We start from the raw sequence: 22,710 nt of genomic DNA, 5'->3' as shown, positions 1-22,710 counted from the left end.
ATTCAAAAATACTAAAATCTTCTTCCTATAGAGAATTCGAAACTACTTGTGTCATCTCCTGGTTTGTCATTGAGAGGTCGAGTGTAAAATATTTGAAGCGGACCTATAGGTGTTAGCCATTCTATACCAACACCTGTGCTATAACGCTTGATCTCATTTAAACTATCATCGCCTATCATACCGTAATCAAAAAATACAAGTCCACGCATTTTAAGACGATCTATAATAGGAAAGCTTACTTCGACTGAGTTACTAAACGATATTTTACCGCCGGTTTCTATATCTTTACAAGCATTTATGACGCTGCCATCGCTTCTTTTTGGATTGCATATATGTTTTTTTGGAGTTACGCTTCTATTTTTATATCCTCTTACGCTTCGTATGCCGCCTAAAAATAATTTTTCGTTTATAGGTAGTTTAGCTTCGTCGCTATTCCATAAGTATCCAAATGCCGCTTTATATCTTAAGATAAGATCATAATCTATATAGTCGCTTAATCCAAGATAGTAATTAAAACTAGTTTTATTTTTAACAAACTCTATATCTCCGCCTGCTCCTGCGTATTCAAAGCTAGTAGATGCTATTATACCGCTTCTTGGGATATAATAATCATCCGTATTATTAAATGTTATACCAGGAATTATCGAGCTTTTTATATTTGTTCCGTTTAGATATCCGGCGTCTCTATAAAACTCATCAAGTCCAGTGATTTTGCTGTGTTCTATCTGATATGTTAAAAATGCGTTTGTATATCTTCCTATTTTTCTGCCGCCCGTTAAACTAAAGCCGTAATTTTTCTCATTATACTCGTTCCAGTCATAATCGTTTGCATAAATATTTCCGCCAAGGCTATATGCAGAGTCCATAACGCGAGGGTTTGTAAGTCCTATATTTCCGCTTAAAGTATCATCGCTTTTATCTACGCTCACGCTACCTTTATATCCGCTACCAAATACGTTTGTATCGCTTATCCCGGCATTTAATAATAAACCATCACTAGTACCGTATCCTATACCGCCCGTGACGCTTCCTGTTGATGTCTCTTTAACTACAACTTCTAGATCGACTTGTTTTTTATTTACTCTATTTTCTTTTATTTCTACATCTTCAAAATAACTACTTCTTTTAAGTGCATTTTTTGAGTCGATTAGATCCGTTTTATTATATAAATTTCCTTCTGTTAAGTACAATTCGCGTCTGACAACCCTATCGACTGTTCTATCATTTCCAGATATGATAACGTTTCTTATATATACTTTATCGTTTGGTACTACTTGATATGTAATATCTACTGTGTGATTAATCTCATTTTTTTGTGTTTGAGGATAGACTTTTACATAAGCGTATCCTTTATCTGCGACTATATTTTCAAGATCACTTATATCTTTTCTGAGCCACGCTGAGTTTAGTCTGTCTCCTTTTGATAGTTTAAATTTTTTAATAATGTTTTCATTATCAAGTTCAAGTTCGCTAGGAGCGTCTATAGTTATATCATTTACGTTATAAGGTTCGCCCTCTTCTATGTAATAAGTAAGATCTGCCGTATAGTTATCAAAATATGTATTTAGATACGCATCTGAAATCGAAGCGTCTAAATAACCTTTTTTAAGATACTCTTCTTTTATTTTTCCAGAGTCTGTAGGGAGATCGTAAATTTTAACTTTTCCATCATTTCTTCCCCACATCCAGCCCATGAATTCACGTTGTTTATTTGATACCGCGGGTTCAACATCTGAGTAATCAAGTACTTTTGAGCCTACTAAATTTACATTTTGTATTATAATGTTTTCGCCTCTATTTACGGTCATTATTATATGAAGTGAGCTATCATTTCCATTCAATGGGATCTTTTCAACATCGACGACTGTATCAAAATATCCTTTTGTTTCGTAAAACTGTCTTATTCTATCTTTTGCGTTATTTATACTTAGTTCGTCATACATCTGACCTTTTTTTACACTAAGTATGCTATCTATAGCTTTTTTATCATTTGTAACAACGCCTTGTATATCAAGCCTCGCAATGATAGGTTTTTCTTTTAAGGTTACTACTACATTTCCATCGGTTTCTTCTATATAAATATCTTTGAAATAACCTTGTTTGTATAAATTTAAAATAGCTTTATTTGAGTTTTTTTCTGTTAGCTCATCTCCTATTTTTAGTCCTGAAATATCGTTTGCAACTTCATTTGAGAGATGCATAAGCCCTTTGTAGGTCACTGATTTTATAGTTACAGCATTTAATGCTCCAGCCACCGCTAAACTCAAAAATAATATTTTTTTCATATAATGTTACCTAATGCAAAGTGTGATTGGCTATAGTATCATAATTATTTTTAACATATTATTAAATTTAAACACGTTACGTTTTCTAAATTTATCGGTCAAATTTAATGGAAATTGCTAGAACTTTGATTAAATTTAAAGTATAATAATCCACAAAAAATAAGGAATTTATATGAACGTAGGCATAATAGGTCTAGGACTTATCGGAGGTTCTTTAGGTCTTGCTTTAAGAGATATGAAACTTATAACAAAAGTAAGCGGATATGATCTTAATAAAGAAAACGAGAGTGACGCTTTGAAGCTCGGTTTAGTCGATGAGATAATAGGCTTTGAAGAGATGAAAAAGAGATGCGATATGATATTTTTGGCTATTCCTGTGGAGGCCATTATCAAAATACTTCAAAATTTAAAAGATATACCAAAAAGCACGACTATAATAGATCTTGGTTCAACCAAAGTAGAGATATTAAAATCATGTCCGGATGAGATAAAAGAGAACTTTGTGGCTGCTCATCCTATGGCAGGAACTGAAAACTCAGGACCTAAAGCGGCATTTAAAACTCTTTTAAACGGTGCCGTAGTTGTCGTATGCGATGATAAAAATGCAGGTGAAAATCACGTAAAAAGAGCAGTTGAGATACTATCTCACGCAGGTATGAAGATAGTTTTTATGGATTCAAAAAGCCATGACCATCATGTAGGAATTATATCTCATCTTCCTCATATCATCAGTTACAGTCTTGTAAGCTCAACTTTAAAAGAAGAGGATAAAAGAAATATATTGCTTCTTGCTGGAGGTAGTTTTAGCGGAATGGCTCGTATAGCAAAGTCAAGTCCGCAAATGTGGTCAGATATATTTAAGCAAAATAAATCCAACGTGTTAAACGCGATAAATTCTTTTAAAAAAGAGCTTGAAATTTGTGAGAATATGATAGAAAACGATCAGTGGGATGAACTAAAAGCGTGGATGCAAACTGCTAGAGGATTGAGAGATATTTTATAGTTAAATTCAAAATATTTTGATATAATCACGATCTAAAAAATATATTAATAAGGTAGCATAATGAGAAAAAATTCAGGTTTTAAAATTATTATTATAGGTATTATTATAATTTTGTCTATATTTATAGTGGTAAGTATTTCAAATTTAAATATACTTGAGAAAGAACCTCCTAACATAGCTTTGGAAAATGAAACTCATTGGAATTTAAAAGCTCCTATTCCTCTTAAAATCACAGATAATGCAGGTATTAAATTTATAAAAATAGTTTTAAACGACGGTTCTGCGAGTCAAGTTCTGTTATCTAAAGAGTTTAATGATAGCCAAACAGAAGTAAATTTAAACATAGCTTTTCCTAAAAATGCTATATTTGATGAGAAAAAAACTTATACTTTAATAGTGGAAGCGATAGATACTAGCAAATGGAATTTTTTTGGCGGAAATAAATCCGTGAAAAATTCAAAACTTTTAGTAGATACAAAAAGACCGGAGATATATATACTAAACCAGTCTTATAAGATATCAAAAGGCGGCGCGGCAGCTGTAGTATTTAGGGCTAGTGATGATAATATAAAAGATGTATATATACAGACTAACTACGGTAAAAAATTTAAAGTCACACCGTTTTACAAAGACGGTTATTATTCATCTTTAGTAGCGTGGCCTAGTTCTGAAAATGAGTTTAGCGCAGATGTAGTGGCTGAAGATATGGCCGGAAATAAAAGCAATATGCGCATAAGATACTTTTTGCAAGACAGAAAGTATAAAATCTCAAAAATAGCTTTGAACGATAGATTTTTAGATGGTAAAATACTAGATCTTGCAAATCAATATGCAACAGATCCTAATGCTATGGATAAGCTTGCTAGATTTAAATTCGTAAATGAAACGCTTAGAATTTCAAATGAGAAAAAAATAGCGGAAATCACGTCAAAAGTGCCTGAAAAATCAATGAATGGCTTTTATATAGATCCTTTTTATCCTCTTAGAAACGGAGCGGCGGTAGCTAGTTTCGGAGATCATCGTTTTTATACTTATGGTGGAAATGACGTAAGCGAAAGTTGGCATTTAGGTCTTGACTTAGCTAGCACAGCAGGAGCCAAAATAGCAACTAGCAATCCTTCGGTAGTAGTATTTAACGAAGAAAACGGCATATATGGTCAAAATATAATTTTATACCACGGATTTGGGCTTTATACTTTGTATGGTCACTGTAATAGCACAAATGTAAATGTTGGAGAGCAACTAAGTGTAGATGCTTTTATAGGAACTACCGGAACTACCGGACTTGCTCTTGGAGATCATTTGCATTTTGGAGTTTTAGTTCAAGGTATAGAAGTTAGACCTGAGGAATGGATGGATAATAAATGGATGAAAGATAACGTATACGATGTTCTCGAGCTTTCAAAAAAGGTTATTGATAAGAAAATTTGAAGTGATTTGATTTAAATCAGTAAATTTATAGTGGTAAATTTAATAAGGAGCCAAATGAAAAAATACCGCATTTATCAAGTCGATTCATTTACTACTCAAAAGCTTTATGGTAATCCGGCTGGAGTAGTAACAAACGCCGATGGACTTAACGATGAGCAGATGCAGCGCATAGCAAGAGAGCTAAATAACTCAGAAACGGCGTTTATCTTATCTCCTAAAGACGCGAGTCATGATGTTTGGGTACGCTTTTTTACTCCGACAAGTGAAGTTCCTATATGCGGTCACGCTACTATAGCCGCTCATTACGCTAGAGCTATAGAGCTCGGACTAGATTCTACTAAAGTAGTGCAAAAAACAGGCGCCGGAAATCTTCTTGTAGATATAAACAGATGCGGCAATGATTATTCTATAGTGATGACTCAAGGCGAGATCAAAATCGGCGAACCATTTTCTTGGCAGATCGTACAAAAGCTTACCGAAGCGCTTGGTATCAAGAGCGATGATTTAAACTCAAAATGTCCGGTTTGCATCGCATCTACCGGACATTCAAAAGTAATGATAGCTATCAACTCAAACTCTGTTTTACACTCTTTAAAACCGAATTTCGAACTTTTAATATCACTTAGTAAAGAGATAGGTTGTAACGGGTATTATGTTTTTACGCTAGATCAAAATGCTGAATTTCTAGTGCACGGACGTATGTTTGCTCCTGCTATAGGTATAAATGAAGATCCAGTAAATGGAAATGCAAACGGACCTTTAGGGGCGTACCTTGTGCATTATGAACTTTTTGGCAACAGTGATTTGCGAAGTTTTAAATTCAAAGCAATGCAAGGCGAAGCGATAGGACGCACAGGCGTGATGGAAGTAAATGTAACTAAAGAAGGCACGAGACCGACTCTTGTACAGATAACAGGAAGAGCGGTAATTGTTTTTAGCGCTGAGCTTGAGGTTTAAGTTTTGAGCCGATATTTACCAATTTTTAACCGATTTTTGATATAATCGGTCTAGATTACTTAAGGATTAAATTTGAAACAAACAACAATATCAAAAAAGGTTGAGGGCGTAGGTATAGGACTTCACAAGGGTGAGCCTATAAAACTAATACTTGAACCATTAGAAGCAAATATGGGTATAGTTTTTTATAGAAGTGATTTGGGAAGTAGTTTTAAAGCCGAGCCAAAAAATGTTATAAATACGCAAATGGCTACCGTAGTAGGAAATGAAAAAGGTTCCGTATCTACAATAGAACATCTTTTAAGTGCTATAAATAGTTACGGAATTGATAATATAAGAATAGTTCTAGACGCAAACGAAGTTCCTGTGATGGACGGAAGTGCGATAAGTTTTTGTATGATGCTAGATGAAGCCGGAGTCATCGAACTAGAAGCCGATAAAAAGGTAATATTAGTAAAAAAAGAAGTTGAAGTGAGGGATGGGGATAAATATGTAAAAGTCACTCCTAGTAAAAATCCTAAATTTAACTATACTATCAAATTTGAAAATCCTATTATCGGTAAGCAGAGTTATACTTTTGAATTTAGTAAAGAAAATTTTTTAAATGAGATAGCGCGCGCTAGAACATTTGGATTTTTAAAAGATGTTCAAAAACTAAATTCAATGGGCTTAGCACTTGGCGGAAGTCTGGATAATGCAGTAGTTATAGACGATAGCCGTATTTTAAATCCAGAAGGATTGCGGTTTGAAAATGAGTTTGTAAGACATAAAATACTAGATGCTATCGGTGATATAAGCTTACTTGGAGCGCCTATGGTCGGAGATTATGAGGCTTACGCAGGAAGTCATGACTTAAATCACAAGCTCACTGTAGCTCTTTTAAGCGACGAAAAGAACTATGAAATGGTAACATTAGATGAGCAAAAAGCCAAAGAGTATGCAAAGGCTTTTGCATAAAAAAAGTTGATATTTTAGTAGCAGCGCTCTCATCGCCGTTGCTTATTGGTATATATGAAAACGATACTCTTATAAAAGAGCTTTGTAGCGATCAAAAAGCTAGTGAATCTTTAATAGCATTTTTAGATGAAATCAGTTCAGAGTTTGTAATATCGAGCATAACTTACGCAAATACTCCTGGAAGCTTTATGGGTCTTAAGGTAAGTTATGTGATATTAAAAACATTTTGTATAGCCAAAAATATCGGTTTTTGGGCTGTTAGCGGATTTGAACTAAATGACTTTGGCGCTATACGCGCAAATAAAAATTTAAGTTTTGTATATAGCAAAGATGGTATTAGTTTGCAAAAAATAGAACAAACAGATTTTAAACTCCCAAATAATTTATCAAATTTAAATAAAAAGTGTGATACTCTTCCGGAGTATATTATAGATGCAATTTAGGAGAGAATTTGAAAATACTAACGCCAGCCACAAGTGCGAATTTAGGACCGGGATTTGATTCATTAGGACTTTCGCTTAAACTATACAATGAAGTTACTATAACAAAGCAAAATTTTACGTCAGTTTGCATAAGCGGCGAAGGAAGCGATAAAATAGGGCTAAAAAAAAATAATACATTTGTAAATATTTTCAACGAAACCATGCTTTATCTTACCGGTAAGACGCCGAATTTTAGATTTAATTTTATAAATAATATTCCGTTTTCTAGAGGTCTTGGAAGTAGCTCATCGGTAATAGTAGGAGCTATAGCTTCTGCTTATCATATGGCTGGATTTAAAGTAGATAGAGCTTTGGTATTAAATCAAGCTTTAAAATACGAAAGTCATCCGGATAATATCTCTCCGGCGGTATGGGGAGGTTTTACGTCAAATATCGTGCATAAAGGCACAGTATATACGCAAAAAGCTGATATTAGTAGCGATTTAAGAGCCGTTGTAGTTATACCCGACAAGCCTACTAGTACAAAACAATCAAGAGGAAAACTACCAAAAACATATCCTATGGCCGATGTAATCAGCAATGTCTCTCACGCGGCTTTTCTTACTGCTTGTTTTATAAAACAAGATTATGAGAATTTAAGATTAGCAAGTATAGATAAAATGCACGAAATCAGACGTATGCATGGACTTAAAGAGCTTTTTAGGGTAAGAGAGATAGCTTATTTAAGCGGTGCTTTGATGAGCAATCTTTCTGGTAGCGGATCTAGTTTTTTAAATTTAGCACATAAAGATAGAGCTCAAACTTTAAGAGATATATTGCAATTAGAATTCCCGGAGTTTAAAGTAGAAATATACGAACTTGATAATAACGGTTTTATATTGCAAAGCTAAAAATAAAGAAAATTAAGATATAATATGAACAAATTTCATAAACCAATAAGAATGTGCGTGGTTTGCAAAGGCAGATTTTTTCAAAATGAGCTTTTTAAATTTGCTTGTGTAAATGGTGAAATACAAATAAACTCAAAAAATACAAGGTCATTTTATCTATGCAAAACCTGTATCCAAAAAGACAAAAAAGACCTCAAAAAACCACTCTCACGGTTTAGTAAAAATAGTGTAAACTTAAAGGAGATACTCGCCGATGGCAAACATTAGAATCCATGAAATAGCAAAAGAACTTGGCTATTCCAATAAAGAAATTTTAGAAAAAGCAAAGGAGTTAGGATTTAAGGTTACAACTTCATCTAGCGCAGTAACTCCAGAAGATGCAGCACAACTCTATGATTATGTCCAATCAGGTAAAAAACCAGAATCGCTGGAGAAAAAAGATATAAAACAAAATACTCAAAAAGAAGCTCCAGAGACACAAACGCAGCAAAAACCTATAGAACAAGAGGTGGAAACCAAACAAAATGTTGATAGTACGCCAATCAAAGTAGAGCCAAAACAAGAGAGTTTGGCCAGTTCTACTTTATCTAAAAGGCGAGGCTTAGTTATAGTCAAAAAGAAAAAAGTGGAAGTTCAACCTATACAAAAACAGCAGTCTGAACCTATAAATAAAGGTTTAGAGGCGATTTTTGGCAGCAGTGATGAAAATCTAAAAAAGAAGAAAAAAGAGAAAAAGCCTATTATAGCTACTAAAAAAGAGAACTCGGCTAAGATAGACTTGTTATCCGCAATTAGTTTTAGCGATGATATATCTATAGATGATGAAGATGTTGTTGTATTGCCAGATCTTACTGTAAAACCTATAGAGATTGAACGTCAAAATACGGTTAAAAAGCAGATAAATGTTTATAAAACATCTCAAAATAATAGTTTTAGTTTTGAGGGCGGAATACAAAGAAACAGTAGAAAAAAACATAAAAAAGTCGTAAAAGACAAAGATAATGAAGATATAAGTAGCGTTGATATCCCAAAAGAGATTCGTCTTTATGAATTTGCCGATAAGATAAAAAAATCTTCAAGCGAAGTGATAGCAAAGCTATTTATGCTAGGAAAAATGACTACTAAAAATGATTTTTTGGAAGAAGATGAGATAGAAATACTAGGCGCCGAGTTTGGTATAGAAGTCAATATAGTGGATACTAAAGAAGATTTTGACTATGTAAAAGCATATGAAGATGAAATTTTAGAAGATAATAGCGTATCAAGAGCTCCGGTTGTTACTATAATGGGTCACGTAGATCACGGTAAAACTAGTTTGCTTGATTATATAAGAAACTCGCGCGTAGCTAGCGGTGAGGCCGGTGGTATCACTCAACACGTCGGCGCTTATATGGTAGAAAAAAGCGGTAAAAATATAACCTTTATAGATACTCCTGGGCATGAAGCTTTTACCGCTATGAGAGCAAGAGGAGCTAGTGTTACTGATATAGTTATTATAGTTGTAGCTGCCGATGATGGTGTAAAACCTCAAACTAAAGAAGCTATAAATCATGCAAAAGCCGCAGGAGTGCCTATCATTATAGCTATAAATAAAATGGATAAAGAAAGCGCTAATCCAGATCTTGTAAAAACAGGACTTGCCGAGCTTGATATTCTTCCTACCGAATGGGGCGGCGGCTATGAGTTTGTGCCTATTTCGGCTAAGACCGGAATTGGGATCGAAGATTTACTAGAAATAGTTCTACTTCAAGCCGAACTTTTGGAACTTAAAGCAAATCCCGATAGAGAAGCAAAAGCGACTATTATAGAAAGTTCGCTTCAAAAAGGTCGCGGACCAGTAGCAACTGCTATAGTTGAGAACGGGACGCTAAGAGTAGGAGATACTATCGTTGCTGGTGTGGCTTATGGCAAAGTAAGAGCGTTGCAAGATGACAAGGGAAATAGTTTAAAATCTATAAAACCTGGTGAATGCGGTGTCATCATAGGGCTTAGCGAAGTTCCAGATGCGGGAGAAACGTTGATAAGCGTAAAAACAGATAAAGAAGCTCGTGAATATGCTCAGAAAAAATATGATTATTTAAGACAAAAAGAGCTTAGTAAATCCACAAAAGTAACTATAGATGAGCTAAGCGCTAAGATAGCAGAAGGCGAGTTAAAAAGCCTTCCAGTTATCATAAAAGCCGATGTTCAAGGCTCACTAGAAGCCATAAAAGCAAGCCTTGAAAAATTAAAAAATGATGAGATAAAAGTAGATATAATTCACTCTGGAGTAGGCGGAATCAGCCAAAGCGACATAACTTTAGCAAGTGCAAGTTCAAACTGTGTTATTTTAGGCTTTAATATAAGACCAACTGGAGACGTAAAAGAAAAAGCTAAAGAGCGTTCTGTTGAGATAAAAACTTACAATGTTATATATAATTTAATTGATGATGTAAAAGCTCTGCTTAGTGGTCTTATGAGTCCTATTATAAGCGAAGAAGAGCTTGGTCAAGCCGTCATTCGTCAAGTTATTAATGTGCCAAAAATAGGACAAATCGCAGGTTGTATGGTGACTGATGGAAGTATAAATAGAGGTGCTAAGATACGTGTAATCCGTGATGGAGTTGTTGTGTTTGAAGGAAATGTAAGCTCATTAAAACGTTTTAAAGATGATGTAAAAGAAGTAGCAAAAGGGTATGAGTGCGGAGTCGGTATCGAAGGATATAACGATATGAGAGAAGGCGACTATATAGAAAGTTACAAAGAAGTAGAAAGCAAGGTTGAGTTATGAATGCAGCCGAAGTAAAGCGCCTAAGAACAGAAAGCGTGCTAAAAGAGCTTATTCCAGAAGCACTAAGCAGCTTAGATGATATCTATTTAAAAGGGCTTTGCGTAACTGATGTAGAGTGTAAAAAAGGCAGATATGATGCTTTTGTATATCTTGATAAAATGATGCTTGACGACAAAGAGCAATCTTACGTTTTAGAGCATTTAAAAAGAGTAAGTAAGCATATACAAAATCACTGTATGAGTGCCGAAGGTTGGTATAAAGCTCCAAATTTTCATTTCAAATTTGATGATAGGCTAGAGTATCAAAATCATATTGATAAGCTATTTAGTAAGGTTTCTGATGAGCTTGATAAGGGTAAAAAATGACGGATTTATCAAATTTAGTATCGCAATGCGGAGTTGATCTGTATGATGCAGAAGTCGTAAATGAAAATGGTAGAGTTATATATAGAGTTTATATAACGAAAAACGGTGGTGTAAGTTTAGAAGAGTGCGAAGCAGTTAGTAAGCTTCTTTCTCCTATTTACGATGTAATGCCGCCAGTAAGCGGAGAGTGGATTTTAGAGGTTTCAAGCCCTGGGCTTGAGAGAAAACTTAGTAAAATAGAACATTTTACGCTTAGTATAGGCGAATTTGCTAAAATTATACTAAATGATAAGACCGAGATTAAAGGTAAGATAGTATCCGTAAAAGATGATAATATATGTATAAATATCAAAAATAATGAATCAATTGAAGTCAAATTTGAAAATATAAAGAAGGCTAAAACCTATATGGAGTGGTAGTTTACCACTCAACTTTTTGCCATGAATTTTTCTCTGCATAAAGAGTGTTTATATCGTAAAAAAAGCAGTTTGGGTGGTAAACCTTTTCCATAATTTCATTTTCTATATTTTTTTCGTTTATTTTCATGTATTTTATTACTTTATATATGATTCCGCTATTCCTTACTATGTATGGTAAAGTGCTAAATTTGTCTTGAATCATAAAGTATCTTTTTTCTCCACAGATACTTTCGCAATATATTATGTACTCCATAATTTTGCACCTTTTTTCTAGTCTCAATTTTTTATAAATATATACATTTGTCTATTAAAATAAAACATAGTAATATTTCTATGGATTTATTATAATATATAGTAATATTTTCTTTGTTGCAAAAGATGGTAATTTTTGATAAATTTTGTTTTTATATTTCAAGGAACGATTATGGAAAGAAAGCTAAGCAAAAGAGATATGGCAGGTATCCTTAAAATTGATGTAAAAACTTTATATAATTGGAAGAAAAACAAACCAGAGCTCTATCGTATAGTTATGCTTGGATTTAAATTCGACGAACTTTTATGGTTAAGTAAGCAGAATTTTGAAGAGATGCAAAAATTAGCTAGAGAGAATCAAAACTACCGTTTAAGGTAGCTTTTAATTGCAAATTGACTATAATAAGGAATTGATTTTATAAAAGAAAGATTAAGATGTGTAATGAATATTATATGAATATAGCTATAAATAAAGCATGGGAGTTTCAGTTTCTTACGTATCCTAATCCTGCCGTGGGATGTGTTATAACAGGTAAAAATGGTGAAATTTTATCGATAAATGCTCATGAAAAAGCAGGAATGCCGCATGCTGAATTAAACGCTATAAAATATGCTTTAGAGATGAAAAATCCGGCTTTTAAGCAAGATTTTGACGAGATAAATGATACAAACGAACTTTATAATTTCATAATGCAAAATCATTCAAATTTACTAAATGGATCAACTGCTTATGTGACGCTTGAACCTTGCTCACATCAAGGACGTACTCCGCCTTGTGCGAATTTGTTAAAAGAGCTTGGTTTTAAGCAAGTTATTATAGGGGCAATTGATAGTAGCGAAAATGCAAAAGGCGGTGAGCAAATTTTAAAAAATAGCGGTATAAAGACCAAAATAGGAGTTTGCAAAGAGAAAGCAGATGAACTTTTAGAGCCTTTTTTGGCTTGGAGTTTGGGAAATTTTAGTTTTTTTAAGATCGCTTTAACACAAAACGGTATTGCAAGCGGTGGAGTTATCTCAAATTTACAAAGTCGCACTCATTCCCATAAGCTTAGATCATTAGTAGATATGCTTGTTATAGGAGGGAATACCGTAAGAACAGATCGTCCTTTACTAGATACAAGACTTGTAAAAAACGGTAAAAATCCGGATATTCTTTTATACTCAAAAGAGTCTAAGTTTGACACGACAATTCCTCTTTTTAATATTTTAGATAGAAGAGTTATAGTTTCAAATTCGTTAGATGCGGTATTTGGGCGTAAATTTGTTATGTTTGAAGGCGGAGAAAATGCGCTTTTAAATTTAGATAAAAGAGTAAAATGGCTTTTGATTTATCGTTCAAACGAGTTTAAAATAGGCAAGGCTATCAGTTTGAATTTAAAAATTAAGATTATGCATACTTCTAAATTTGAAAATGATGAACTTTTATGGTGTAAAATATTAGATTAATTTTATTAAAATTTAAGCTAAAATATATTATATAAAGTAGTATTTTATCTATTAAAAGCCTTATTTACCATATTTATAATATCTTAAGTAAAATTTTTATATAATAGCACAATTTTTTATTTAAAAAAGGTCGAAAATATGGATAGATTATACTCATATAAAGATAATTGCGGTTTTGGTTTGCTTGCAAATTTACATAATGTTTCTAGCTATCAAAATACAATTGATGCCATAACGGCTCTTGAGCGAATGATGCATAGAGGCGCTATAGCGAGTGATGGCAAGAGTGGAGATGGCTGTGGTCTGCTTTTTTCGATGCCTACTTCATTCATGAAAAAGGCTGCTAAAGAGTGCGGCGTTCTACTTCCTGAACAGTTTGGCGTAGCTATGGTTTTTTTAAAAACCGACGAGCATATGGAAAAATTTGAGGAAATATGTCTGAAAAACGACTTAAAAGTTATTTTTAAAAGAGATGTTCCTATAGATGAAAGTGCATTAGGAGAGCTTGCTTTAGAGACTTTACCGCGTATAGTTCAGTTTTTTATCACCCCTAATAGCATAATTGCTAAAAAATATTTTAGCTCTTTGCTCTACCTTGCAAGACGTGAAATTCAAAAATACTTTAAAGAAGATGATGATTTTTATGTCTGTTCATGCTCGGATAAAGTTATAGTTTATAAAGGTCTTATAATGCCTACTTATATAAAGACCTTTTTTAAAGATTTGAGTGATCAAGAGTTTTGCAGTAGTTTTGCGCTTTTTCATCAAAGATTTTCTACAAATACACTTCCTAAATGGCGTCTAGCTCAACCATTTAGAACAATAGCTCATAACGGAGAGATAAACTCAATTTCTGCAAATAGAACAAATTTAACTATCCAAGAAAAATGCTTAAAAAGCCATAAATTTACAAATGATGAGTTAAATATGATGATTCCTATCACTGGAGACGATAGAAGTGATAGTGCTAGTTTAGATAATATGTTTGAGTTTCTTATACAAAATGACGTGGATTTTTTTAAAGCCGTTAGATTAGTTCTTCCTGCTCCATGGCAAAATAGTCCATATACGGACTCAAAAATACGTTCATTTTACGAATATACGAGCCCAAATTTTGCTCCATGGGATGGACCTGCGGCAGTATCGTTTACAAACGGTAGATTTATCGCTTGTTGTTTAGATAGAAACGGACTCAGACCCGCAAAATATATCATCACAAAAGATTCAAGAGTCTTGATTTCTAGTGAGTACGGCGTTCTTGATATAGATGAGAGCAATATACTTGAGCGAGGACGCCTACAAAGCGGTCAAATGATAGGTCTTGATCTGAAATACGGTAAGGTTATGAAAAACGATGAGATAAATGATTATATCAAAAATAGCCAAGATTATACAAAATGGTTAAATGATAATATGGTTCATTTAGAAGAATTCGTAGAGATCGTTTTTGAGAAGTTAAGCGATTATAAGTTAGACAATCTTCACGCTTTGCAAAGAAATTTTAGTATAACAAACGAGTTTAAAGAGATGATTTTATCTCCTATGATTACAAGCGGCAAAGAAGCAACCGGCTCTATGGGTGATGATACGAGTTTGGCTGCATTTAGTGACTCTCAAAGAAGATTTAGCGACTTTTTTAAACAGAAATTTGCCCAAGTAACAAACCCTCCTATAGATCCACTTCGTGAGATGGTTGTAATGAGTTTAAACGTAACTTTCGGTGAGTTTAGAAACTTTTTAGAAGAGAGTGAATTTCATGCAAAACGTATCAAAACAACATCTCCGATTTTAATGCAGGATAAATTTGAAGTTTTGAAAAGTTTCGGAGATGAAAATAGTCCTAAATTTCAAAGCGAGTTTAAAAATCAAACATTTAGTACACTGTTTAGCGAAAACTTAAAAGGTAGCCTAGAAGATCTTGTTTATGATGTTATAAATGCTATAAAGAACGGAGTTCATATTGTTTTGCTTGATGATAGAGGAGTAGATAGTTCTAACGCTTCTATGCCTATGGCTATGGCAGTAGGTAGAGTTCATCAAGCTCTTATAGAAGAGGGACTTCGCCATAACGTGACTATTATAGCAGTTAGCGGTGAGATATTAGACTCTCATAGCTGTGCTATGATGATAGGATACGGAGCAAGCGCAGTATATCCGTATCTTCTTTTTGCGAGTGCTTATGAGATTTTGAAAGACAAGGATGAGACGCAGATAAAATCAGGTTTAAAAAATATCCATCATGCTTTAAACACCGGACTTTTGAAGATAATGTCGAAAATGGGTATATCGACTGTAGGAAGCTATAAAAACTCAGCTTTATTTGATGTCTTAGGTCTTAGTCAAACCGTAGTTAATGAATGTTTTGCAGCTTCTAGCGTGCTTATACCAGGACTTGAATATGACGATATAGAAAAAAGAATTTTAAAATATCATAAATCCGCTTTTAATTTCGGTGATCACCTTATACCTTTGAATTTAGGCGGATTTTACAAATACCTTGATAGAGATGAGTTTCATGACTATACGCCATTTATAATAAACCAAATTCATAAAACCAGCATAACGGGCGATATGAATGATTTTTCTAAAATCAGAGATGCCATAAAAGGTCGCGGACTTAGAATGGTTAGAGATTTTCTTGATATAAAAAGCGATAAAGAGCCTATAAGCGTAGATGAAGTGGAGCCTGCAAGTAGTATATTAAAACGTTTTAATTCAGCTGCTATGAGTTTAGGTTCTATAAGTCCAGAAGCGCATGAAGCTCTAGCTTTAGCTATGAATAAACTAGGAGCTATGAGCAACTCAGGTGAGGGAGGAGAAGCCAATCAGAGATTAAAAAGTCCTGCTAATTCACAGATAAAGCAGATTGCAAGCGGAAGATTTGGCGTAACTCCGGAGTATTTAGCTAGTGCTACCGAAATTCAAATAAAATTAGCTCAAGGTGCAAAACCAGGAGAGGGCGGACAACTTCCAGGATATAAAGTAACGGAACTTATAGCAACTCTGCGTTATACGACGCCAGGGGTTACTCTTATAAGTCCTCCTCCTCATCACGATATCTATAGCATCGAGGATTTAGCTCAGCTTATTTTTGATTTAAAGCAAGTAAATCCAAAAGCTACTATCGCAGTAAAACTAGTTTCAAGTGCTGGAGTAGGTACTATAGCAGCTGGAGTTGCTAAATGTTACGCTGATAAAATAATTATAAGCGGAGGAGATGGAGGTACCGGAGCTGCTGGTTGGAGTAGCATCAAATTTACCGGAAATCCGTGGGAATTAGGTCTTATAGAAGCACATAATGCTTTGAAAGTAAATAATCTAAGAAGCAGCGTTCATCTTCAAACAGACGGCGGATTAAAGATCGGTCAAGATATCATAAAGGCTGCGTTATTAGGAGCCGAAAGCTATGCTTTTGGAACTTTGGCTTTGGTTATTTTAGGCTGTAAAGTATTAAAAATATGCCATTTAAATCGCTGTACCGAAGGAGTTGCTACTCAAGATCCGGCTTTAAGGGGTAAATTTAGCGGAAGCGTAGATAGAGTCGTGAATTATTTTACTTTATTGGCTGAAGATGTTAGGCTTGAGTTAGCAAAAATGGGATATAAAAGCTTAGATGATATAATAGGTAGAAATGAGCTTTTAAGTCCGGTAGAGAGTAAATTTGATATGAGCGAACTTCTAAGGGTTATTGATGGAGATAATAAAAGTAGCGGCAAATCAAATAATCCTTTTGATAAGAATGAATTTGAAAAAAGCGTATTAAAAGAAGTTTATAAAACTATACAAAATCCTGATGAAAAGATAGTCGTCGATAAGCAAATTTGTAACCAAAATAGAAGTTTTGGCGCTCTTATAAGCGGCGAGATAGCAAAATATTACGGTAATGAAGGCTTTGTTAGTCAGACTATCAGGATAAATTTAAACGGTATAGCCGGACAGAGTTTAGGAGCATTTTTGGCTAGCGGAGTAGCTTTGTATCTAAAAGGCAGTGCAAATGATTATGTAGGCAAAGGAATGAACGGAGGACGCATAGTTATAAGCCCAAATGATCCAAATAACTATTTTGCCGTAGCCGGAAATACCTGTCTTTACGGCGCTACTGGAGGCAAGCTTTTTGCTAGTGGAATCGTAGGAGAAAGATTTTGTGTGCGAAACTCGGGAGCTACTGCGGTAGTAGAGGGCGTTGGTGATCATGCTTGCGAGTATATGACGGGCGGAGTCGTAGCTATACTCGGAAACACCGGTATAAACTTTGGAGCAGGAATGACCGGCGGAATTGCCTTTGTATGGGATGAAAAAAGAGAGTTTATAGATAAATTAAATCAAGAATTAGTCATTGCTTTACGTATAGATACTGATGAAATGGACGAAGCAAGGCACTTTTTAAAGCGTCTCATTAGAGCTTATTATAACGAGACAAAAAGTGTTAGAGCTAAGTATATTTTAGATAATTTCAGAGATTCTATAAGAGAATTTTGGATGGTAAAGCCAAAAGATATGACTAAACTTCCATTAAATCCAGCCGACGGAGATTAAAATGCAAGAATTTACAAATTTAACAAGATTAAAAACCATAAAAAGAGATGAGGGTGAAAGAAGCACGGACTTTAAAGAAATTTATCAAATTTTTAGCCTTCAAAGTGCAAAGGAGCAGTCTAGTCGCTGTGTGCAGTGTGCAAATCCATTTTGTCATAATGCTTGTCCTTTACATAACTACATACCGTTTTGGCTTTTAAATACGGCTAATTTAAATTTAGAAATGGCTTTTAAGCTTAGCAATGAAACAAATCCATTTCCTGAAATCACAGGTAGAGTATGTCCGCAAGATAGACTTTGTGAAGGAGCCTGTACTTTAAATGATAATTTCGGTGCTATTACCATAGGATCTATAGAAACATTTATCACAGAATCAGGACTTAATAGCGGTTTTAACCCATTTGGCGATATAGTATTTACTGATAAAAAAGTTGCTATTATAGGTTCAGGTCCTGCTGGATTAAGCGTTGCTACATATCTTATAAGAAACGGCGTAAGAGTTGAAATTTATGAAGCAAATCATAGAGCCGGAGGACTTTTAGCATATGGAATTCCCGGATTCAAGATAGAAAAAAGTGTTATAGAACGTCGTATAAATATACTAAAAACCGCAGGTTGCGTGATTCATACGAATAGCTTTGTAGACGACTTTAAATTTGAAAGTTTGATGAGTGAGTTTGACGCTGTTGTTTTAGCTTACGGTGCAAGAACGGGGCGCGCCGTAGGACTTGCAAACGAAAAAGCTAAAGGTGTTTATAACGCTCTTGATTTTTTAACTATTTTACAAAAAGAACAGTACAAAGAGAGTGACACGAGTATAGACTTAAACGGTAAAAAAGTAGTTGTTATAGGTGGTGGAGATACGGCTATGGATTGTTTAAGAAGTGCTATAAGAAAAGGCGCACTTAGCGCAACTTGCGTATATAGAAGAGATCTTGCTAGTATGCCAGGAAGTAAAAAAGAGTTTGTAAATGCTACTGAAGAGGGAGCAAATTTTATATTTAATGCCGCTCCAAAAGATATCGTAGTAAATGATGAAAACAAAGTTATTGCTCTAAATATATCAAAAACACTTACGAAAGATGGTAAAGTCGAGCTTTTAAAGGGAGGAGAAACAATTATAAACGCCGATATAATTATACTCGCTTTAGGATTTGATGTAGAAAATTTAGGCTTTTTAAGCGCAAACGGTATTGAGTTTGATAAAAAAGGTAGGGTTGCTACAGATAAAGAGTTTAGAACTAGTAAAAGCGGTGTTTATGCATGTGGAGACTGTAATAGAGGAAGCGATCTTGTCGTTACCGCAGCCGCAGATGCAAAACACTGTGCAAAAACTATACTAAAAGATCTTGGTTTATAAAAAACTCAAATTTACCCGCTAAATGCTTATTTTTTAGCGGGATTCATTTAATTTATCATTTTTAAATTCGGTATAATTATGCAAAAAATAGGGGAAGTATTTTGGAATTTGTAACTATTTTTGGGTCGGCTAGACTTGATAGCGGTAGTAAATTTTATAAAATAGCGTTTGAGCTAGGCAAAAAATTATCACAAGCGGGATACGGTGTAGTAACAGGCGGCGGCGGAGGTATCATGGAAGCCGCAAATAAAGGAGCTTTTTTAAGCGGCGGCGTGAGCGTAGGTATAAATATTATACTACCTTTTGAGCAAAAACTCAATCCGTACTGCACGGAGTCGAAAACCATTGATAATTTATCAAAAAGAAAAGATATGCTTATAGAAAAAAGTTCCGCATTTATTTTGATGCCGGGTGGATTTGGAACGCTTGATGAGATTTTTGAAGTTATTACTTTGGCTCAAACAGGACTTAGAAAACATAAAATAGTGTTTTGTTGTAAAGAGTTTTGGCAGCCTCTTTTAGACTTTTTTGATAATACTCTCGCAGCTGAAAAACTAATTACCGATGATCACTCTGTTTATGCTGTTATAGATGATTTTGATGAGATAATCAGGTATTTGAAAGATTAATTACTCTTTATTTATATGATTTTGGTATATTTATACCAATATTTTAAGGAAATGTTATGAATATGCTATTTAGATTTTTAGGTAGTGATAATATCGCTTTTAGAGAGCTATTTTTTACTGATGCAAAAATTGATATAGAAGTTATAAGAGACGATGAGAGTGGTTTTGTAGCTCAAAAAGCGATATACGACTGTAATAAAAAAAATTCAGATACTTCGGGCAATTACGTTGAGAACTGTGAGCTTGTGTTTGTACCCGTATATACTCAAAAAGTCAGAGTAAAAATTCAAGGTTGCATAGAACAGAGTTTTAACTTTGAAGTTATGCTTCCTTTTGATTCTACTCATTTCAAGATACTTGCAAAGTATAGTTCGGAGTATAGAGCCATAGAGCCGACAAGTCAAGATAACGATGAAGGATACTATATAAGCTTATTTGAGATAATTCAAAATTTAATGAAGTCTTCAAGGCTCATCATAAATTACTGGTCTGGAGAGTTTGAAGGTTCAGAGATATCCGGGCAAAAACTTCATATTATGACCGATAGTAATAATATATATTTGAATTAATACAACTTAAAATCATCTTAAGCTAGCTCAAACTAGCTTAATAAATTTATCTTTGAGAAATTATTTCAAATTTGAATGATATGCTTCAAATTTAGATGGCTTTATGAGACCCTTGTTTACAAGTTCTTGATACCAGTAATGGTGCAATATATAAACCTCTTCTTCCTCTTTATATCCTGTTATGATCGAGTGTATAGCGCCTTTTATAGCAAATGCAGCCATATAGATATGAACTAGTAAAAACACGGCACATACTATGCCAAGAACATTATGAATTATAGCGCTTAGTCTTAAAATTTCTATCTGAGTTAGTCCAAATGTGCTGGTTAAAATCGGGGTATTGAAATCCAAAAAGTACATAGCCGCACCGGTTAATATCATAACAAAACCGCCACCCACTGCTACCCAAAACCATGATTTTTGTCCTGCGTTAAACTTTCCTGCAGGAACGGGATGTTTTTCTTTTGAAAGATATCCGCCGACTATCATCATCCATTTTATATCATAAATAGACGGAAGCATTCTTTTACCCCACATTAAAAGCATAGGAACAATGCTAATAGCAAATAAAATAGTAGCTAGACCGTGTAAATTTTTTACCAATCTTACGAAAAATCCTCCGCCAAAACTATCTCCCCACATCATTATAATTCCTGTCGGTACTAAAACTATCCAAGATAATGCTGCTATAAGATGGATTACGCGTACGTATTTTGAAAAAGCGTATATTTTTCCGCCGTGATGGTCAAAATGTTTTGGACCTACTACCATATAATGAGCTAAAAATGCAAAAATCACAGATAGCATTGCTATTGCCACGCCATAAGAGAAGTACTCGTTACCTTGCAAATATGTCCATAATGATCCAAATCCGCTATCGTATCTAGTGATATTTGCTATGCGATCATCTCCCCAGATAGCGCTCATTTGCTGGTTTGTTCCTTCTAGCTGATTTATTATATCTTTACTCATCAGCGGCAAAGAACAGGCAAATAATAAAAGAAATTTTCTCATCAAAAATCCTTGATCAAATTTTGATTTATTCTACATTAAATTTACTTATAATTCACTTGCTGTTATGTTTAGTTTTAGAAATTAATAATTTTATCAAAATATATTTTAATAATGGCAAAAATGCCGCTTTTGCTACTTTCGCCCTGAATTTTATAAATAACTATTTTAGTATATTTTTAAATTTAGTTTATCGAATTTTTATTTACTATAAATTTTATTAAATAAAGATATGTATAATATAGCCCAAAAATAGAATAGATTAAGGAATAAATTTGAAAGTTCTAGTTGCATTAAGTGGAGGAGTAGATAGCTCAATGAGTGCAAAATATCTACTAGAAGCGGGATATAGTGTAGTAGGTTGCTATATGAAGTTGCACTCAAAACCCGGTTACCATGAAGAAAATATAAGAAAAGTTAAGAAAGTAGGTGAGTTTTTAGGCATAGAAACTCATATTTTAGACCTAGAAGAAGAGTTCAATGCTAAAGTTTATGAGCCTTTTGTGAATGCTTATAAAGAGGGTCTTACGCCAAATCCCTGCGCACATTGTAATAAAAATATCAAATTCGGAGCATTATGGAAATTCGCTCAGACTTTAGGTTGCGATAAAATGGCAACGGGGCATTATGCGCGCATAGAAGACGGTCTCATAAAAGTTGCTAGCGATCTTAGCAAAGATCAAAGCTACTTTTTGGCAAATATCTCTCCTGAAATCCTACCTTATATCATATTTCCTCTTGGAGATAAATTTAAAGTAGATATAAAGGCCGCAGCTGCGCAAATACCACAAATTGCCGAGCTTGCGAGCCAAAAAGAGAGTAGCGAGATATGTTTTGTGGAAACTACTTATATAGATATTTTAAACAAACATTTCAATACTCTAATGCCAGGAGTAGTAAGAGACGTAAGCGGAAAAGTAGTAGGCAAGCATGATGGATATATGCGTTATACTATAGGAAAAAGGAAAGGATTTAGTGTAGACGGAGCTCACTCGCCTCACTATGTTTTAAAGATAGACGCGGCTAAAAATGAGATCGTAGTAGGCCTTAAAGATGAGCTTTCAAGTTTTTCATTCACAACTACGAATTTTAACAACTTCACGGACAAAAACGAACTTGAATGCTTTGTAAAGATACGTTACAGAAGCACTCCTATACCTTGTTTAGTAAGTAAGCTTGATGATGGAGCAACAGTAAAGTTAAAAGATAACGCAGGCGGAGTCGCAAGCGGTCAATTAGCCGTATTTTATGATGAATTTGATAGAGTATTAGCCAGCGGATTTATAAGATAATCCGCATCTAATAATTTTATAATAAACGCCCTTAGTATAAAGAGCGTTTATTTAATTTAATGTTTGATTATAAATCGATATAGTTATAACTAATC

Annotated in this window: 20 protein-coding genes; 17 read left to right on the top strand and 3 right to left on the bottom strand. The window is 34.1% G+C overall.

Going from position 1 to position 22,710, the window contains the following annotated elements:
• Nucleotides 1–11: 11 nt before the first annotated feature.
• Nucleotides 12–2,285, bottom strand: a complete 2,274-nt coding sequence (gene bamA / locus DQN38_RS07350; protein ID WP_065843791.1) for an outer membrane protein assembly factor BamA — start codon at nt 2,283–2,285, stop codon at nt 12–14.
• Between the two features lie 172 nt (nt 2,286–2,457).
• On the opposite strand from bamA, the gene DQN38_RS07345 reads away from it, so the two are divergent.
• The 10 genes from DQN38_RS07345 (at nt 2,458) to rimP (ending at nt 11,520) form a co-directional block, all read left to right on the top strand.
• Nucleotides 2,458–3,288 carry a prephenate dehydrogenase gene (locus DQN38_RS07345; RefSeq protein ID WP_002850498.1) on the top strand — a complete coding sequence of 277 codons (831 nt, stop codon included), beginning with the start codon at nt 2,458–2,460 and terminating at the stop codon, nt 3,286–3,288.
• A gap of 60 nt (nt 3,289–3,348) precedes the next feature.
• Entirely contained in the window at nt 3,349–4,719 is a 1,371-nt protein-coding gene (pgp6, locus tag DQN38_RS07340; RefSeq protein WP_002850497.1) for a peptidoglycan metallopeptidase Pgp6, read from the top strand.
• Between the two features lie 54 nt (nt 4,720–4,773).
• On the top strand, nt 4,774–5,676 hold the full coding sequence (locus DQN38_RS07335; RefSeq protein ID WP_065843792.1) for a PhzF family isomerase: 903 nt from the start codon (nt 4,774–4,776) through the stop codon (nt 5,674–5,676).
• Between the two features lie 72 nt (nt 5,677–5,748).
• Complete coding sequence (lpxC, locus tag DQN38_RS07330) at nt 5,749–6,633, top strand: UDP-3-O-acyl-N-acetylglucosamine deacetylase (RefSeq protein WP_065843793.1); 885 nt, start codon at nt 5,749–5,751, stop codon at nt 6,631–6,633.
• Nucleotides 6,634–6,671: 38 nt separating this feature from the next.
• On the top strand, nt 6,672–7,076 hold the full coding sequence (locus DQN38_RS07325) for a hypothetical protein (protein ID WP_002850492.1): 405 nt from the start codon (nt 6,672–6,674) through the stop codon (nt 7,074–7,076).
• Between the two features lie 8 nt (nt 7,077–7,084).
• Complete coding sequence (gene thrB / locus DQN38_RS07320) at nt 7,085–7,966, top strand: homoserine kinase (protein WP_011732230.1); 882 nt, start codon at nt 7,085–7,087, stop codon at nt 7,964–7,966.
• Between the two features lie 24 nt (nt 7,967–7,990).
• Entirely contained in the window at nt 7,991–8,233 is a 243-nt protein-coding gene (locus DQN38_RS07315; RefSeq protein ID WP_023385890.1) for a DUF448 domain-containing protein, read from the top strand.
• Nucleotides 8,220–10,736, top strand: coding sequence for a translation initiation factor IF-2 (gene infB / locus DQN38_RS07310; RefSeq protein ID WP_065843794.1), 2,517 nt, complete (start codon nt 8,220–8,222; stop codon nt 10,734–10,736). The genes DQN38_RS07315 and infB overlap by 14 nt, the downstream gene beginning before the upstream one ends.
• Nucleotides 10,733–11,101, top strand: a complete 369-nt coding sequence (gene rbfA, locus DQN38_RS07305) for a 30S ribosome-binding factor RbfA (protein WP_002850488.1) — start codon at nt 10,733–10,735, stop codon at nt 11,099–11,101. The genes infB and rbfA overlap by 4 nt, the downstream gene beginning before the upstream one ends.
• Complete coding sequence (gene rimP / locus DQN38_RS07300) at nt 11,098–11,520, top strand: ribosome maturation factor RimP (RefSeq protein ID WP_002850487.1); 423 nt, start codon at nt 11,098–11,100, stop codon at nt 11,518–11,520. The genes rbfA and rimP overlap by 4 nt, the downstream gene beginning before the upstream one ends.
• A gap of 1 nt (nt 11,521) precedes the next feature.
• On the opposite strand, the gene DQN38_RS07295 is transcribed toward rimP, so the two are convergent.
• Nucleotides 11,522–11,773 (bottom strand): hypothetical protein, encoded by a 252-nt coding sequence (locus DQN38_RS07295; protein ID WP_034959798.1) that lies wholly within the window; start codon nt 11,771–11,773, stop codon nt 11,522–11,524.
• 171 nt (nt 11,774–11,944) lie between these two features.
• Between DQN38_RS07295 and DQN38_RS07290 the strand changes: the two genes are divergently transcribed.
• From DQN38_RS07290 to DQN38_RS07265, 6 genes are all read left to right on the top strand, one after another.
• A complete protein-coding gene (locus tag DQN38_RS07290; protein WP_002850481.1) occupies nt 11,945–12,151 on the top strand; it encodes a hypothetical protein in 207 nt (68 codons plus the stop codon).
• A gap of 56 nt (nt 12,152–12,207) precedes the next feature.
• Nucleotides 12,208–13,218: a bifunctional diaminohydroxyphosphoribosylaminopyrimidine deaminase/5-amino-6-(5-phosphoribosylamino)uracil reductase RibD gene (gene ribD, locus DQN38_RS07285; protein ID WP_065843795.1), complete on the top strand. Its 1,011-nt coding sequence runs from the start codon at nt 12,208–12,210 to the stop codon at nt 13,216–13,218.
• A gap of 138 nt (nt 13,219–13,356) precedes the next feature.
• Complete coding sequence (gene gltB, locus DQN38_RS07280; protein ID WP_111738234.1) at nt 13,357–17,754, top strand: glutamate synthase large subunit; 4,398 nt, start codon at nt 13,357–13,359, stop codon at nt 17,752–17,754.
• Nucleotide 17,755: 1 nt separating this feature from the next.
• Nucleotides 17,756–19,114 carry a glutamate synthase subunit beta gene (locus tag DQN38_RS07275; protein WP_065844157.1) on the top strand — a complete coding sequence of 453 codons (1,359 nt, stop codon included), beginning with the start codon at nt 17,756–17,758 and terminating at the stop codon, nt 19,112–19,114.
• 101 nt (nt 19,115–19,215) lie between these two features.
• Nucleotides 19,216–19,743: an LOG family protein gene (locus DQN38_RS07270; RefSeq protein WP_065844158.1), complete on the top strand. Its 528-nt coding sequence runs from the start codon at nt 19,216–19,218 to the stop codon at nt 19,741–19,743.
• A gap of 56 nt (nt 19,744–19,799) precedes the next feature.
• Nucleotides 19,800–20,312, top strand: a complete 513-nt coding sequence (locus tag DQN38_RS07265; RefSeq protein ID WP_011732226.1) for a hypothetical protein — start codon at nt 19,800–19,802, stop codon at nt 20,310–20,312.
• Nucleotides 20,313–20,372: 60 nt separating this feature from the next.
• Here the strand turns inward: DQN38_RS07265 and DQN38_RS07260 are convergent, their stop codons facing one another.
• Nucleotides 20,373–21,326, bottom strand: coding sequence for a formate dehydrogenase subunit gamma (locus DQN38_RS07260; RefSeq protein ID WP_002850470.1), 954 nt, complete (start codon nt 21,324–21,326; stop codon nt 20,373–20,375).
• A gap of 272 nt (nt 21,327–21,598) precedes the next feature.
• On the opposite strand from DQN38_RS07260, the gene mnmA reads away from it, so the two are divergent.
• The gene (gene mnmA / locus DQN38_RS07255; RefSeq protein ID WP_002850468.1) at nt 21,599–22,615 is read left to right on the top strand and encodes a tRNA 2-thiouridine(34) synthase MnmA; all 1,017 of its coding nucleotides are present in this window, start codon (nt 21,599–21,601) and stop codon (nt 22,613–22,615) included.
• Nucleotides 22,616–22,710: the final 95 nt, after the last annotated feature.

It is taken from the genome of Campylobacter fetus subsp. fetus (genome assembly GCF_900475935.1).
Taxonomy (GTDB): Bacteria; Campylobacterota; Campylobacteria; order Campylobacterales; family Campylobacteraceae; genus Campylobacter; species Campylobacter fetus.
Note: the sequence above shows the minus strand (reverse complement) of the source record. Positions and strands in the feature narration are given on the sequence as shown.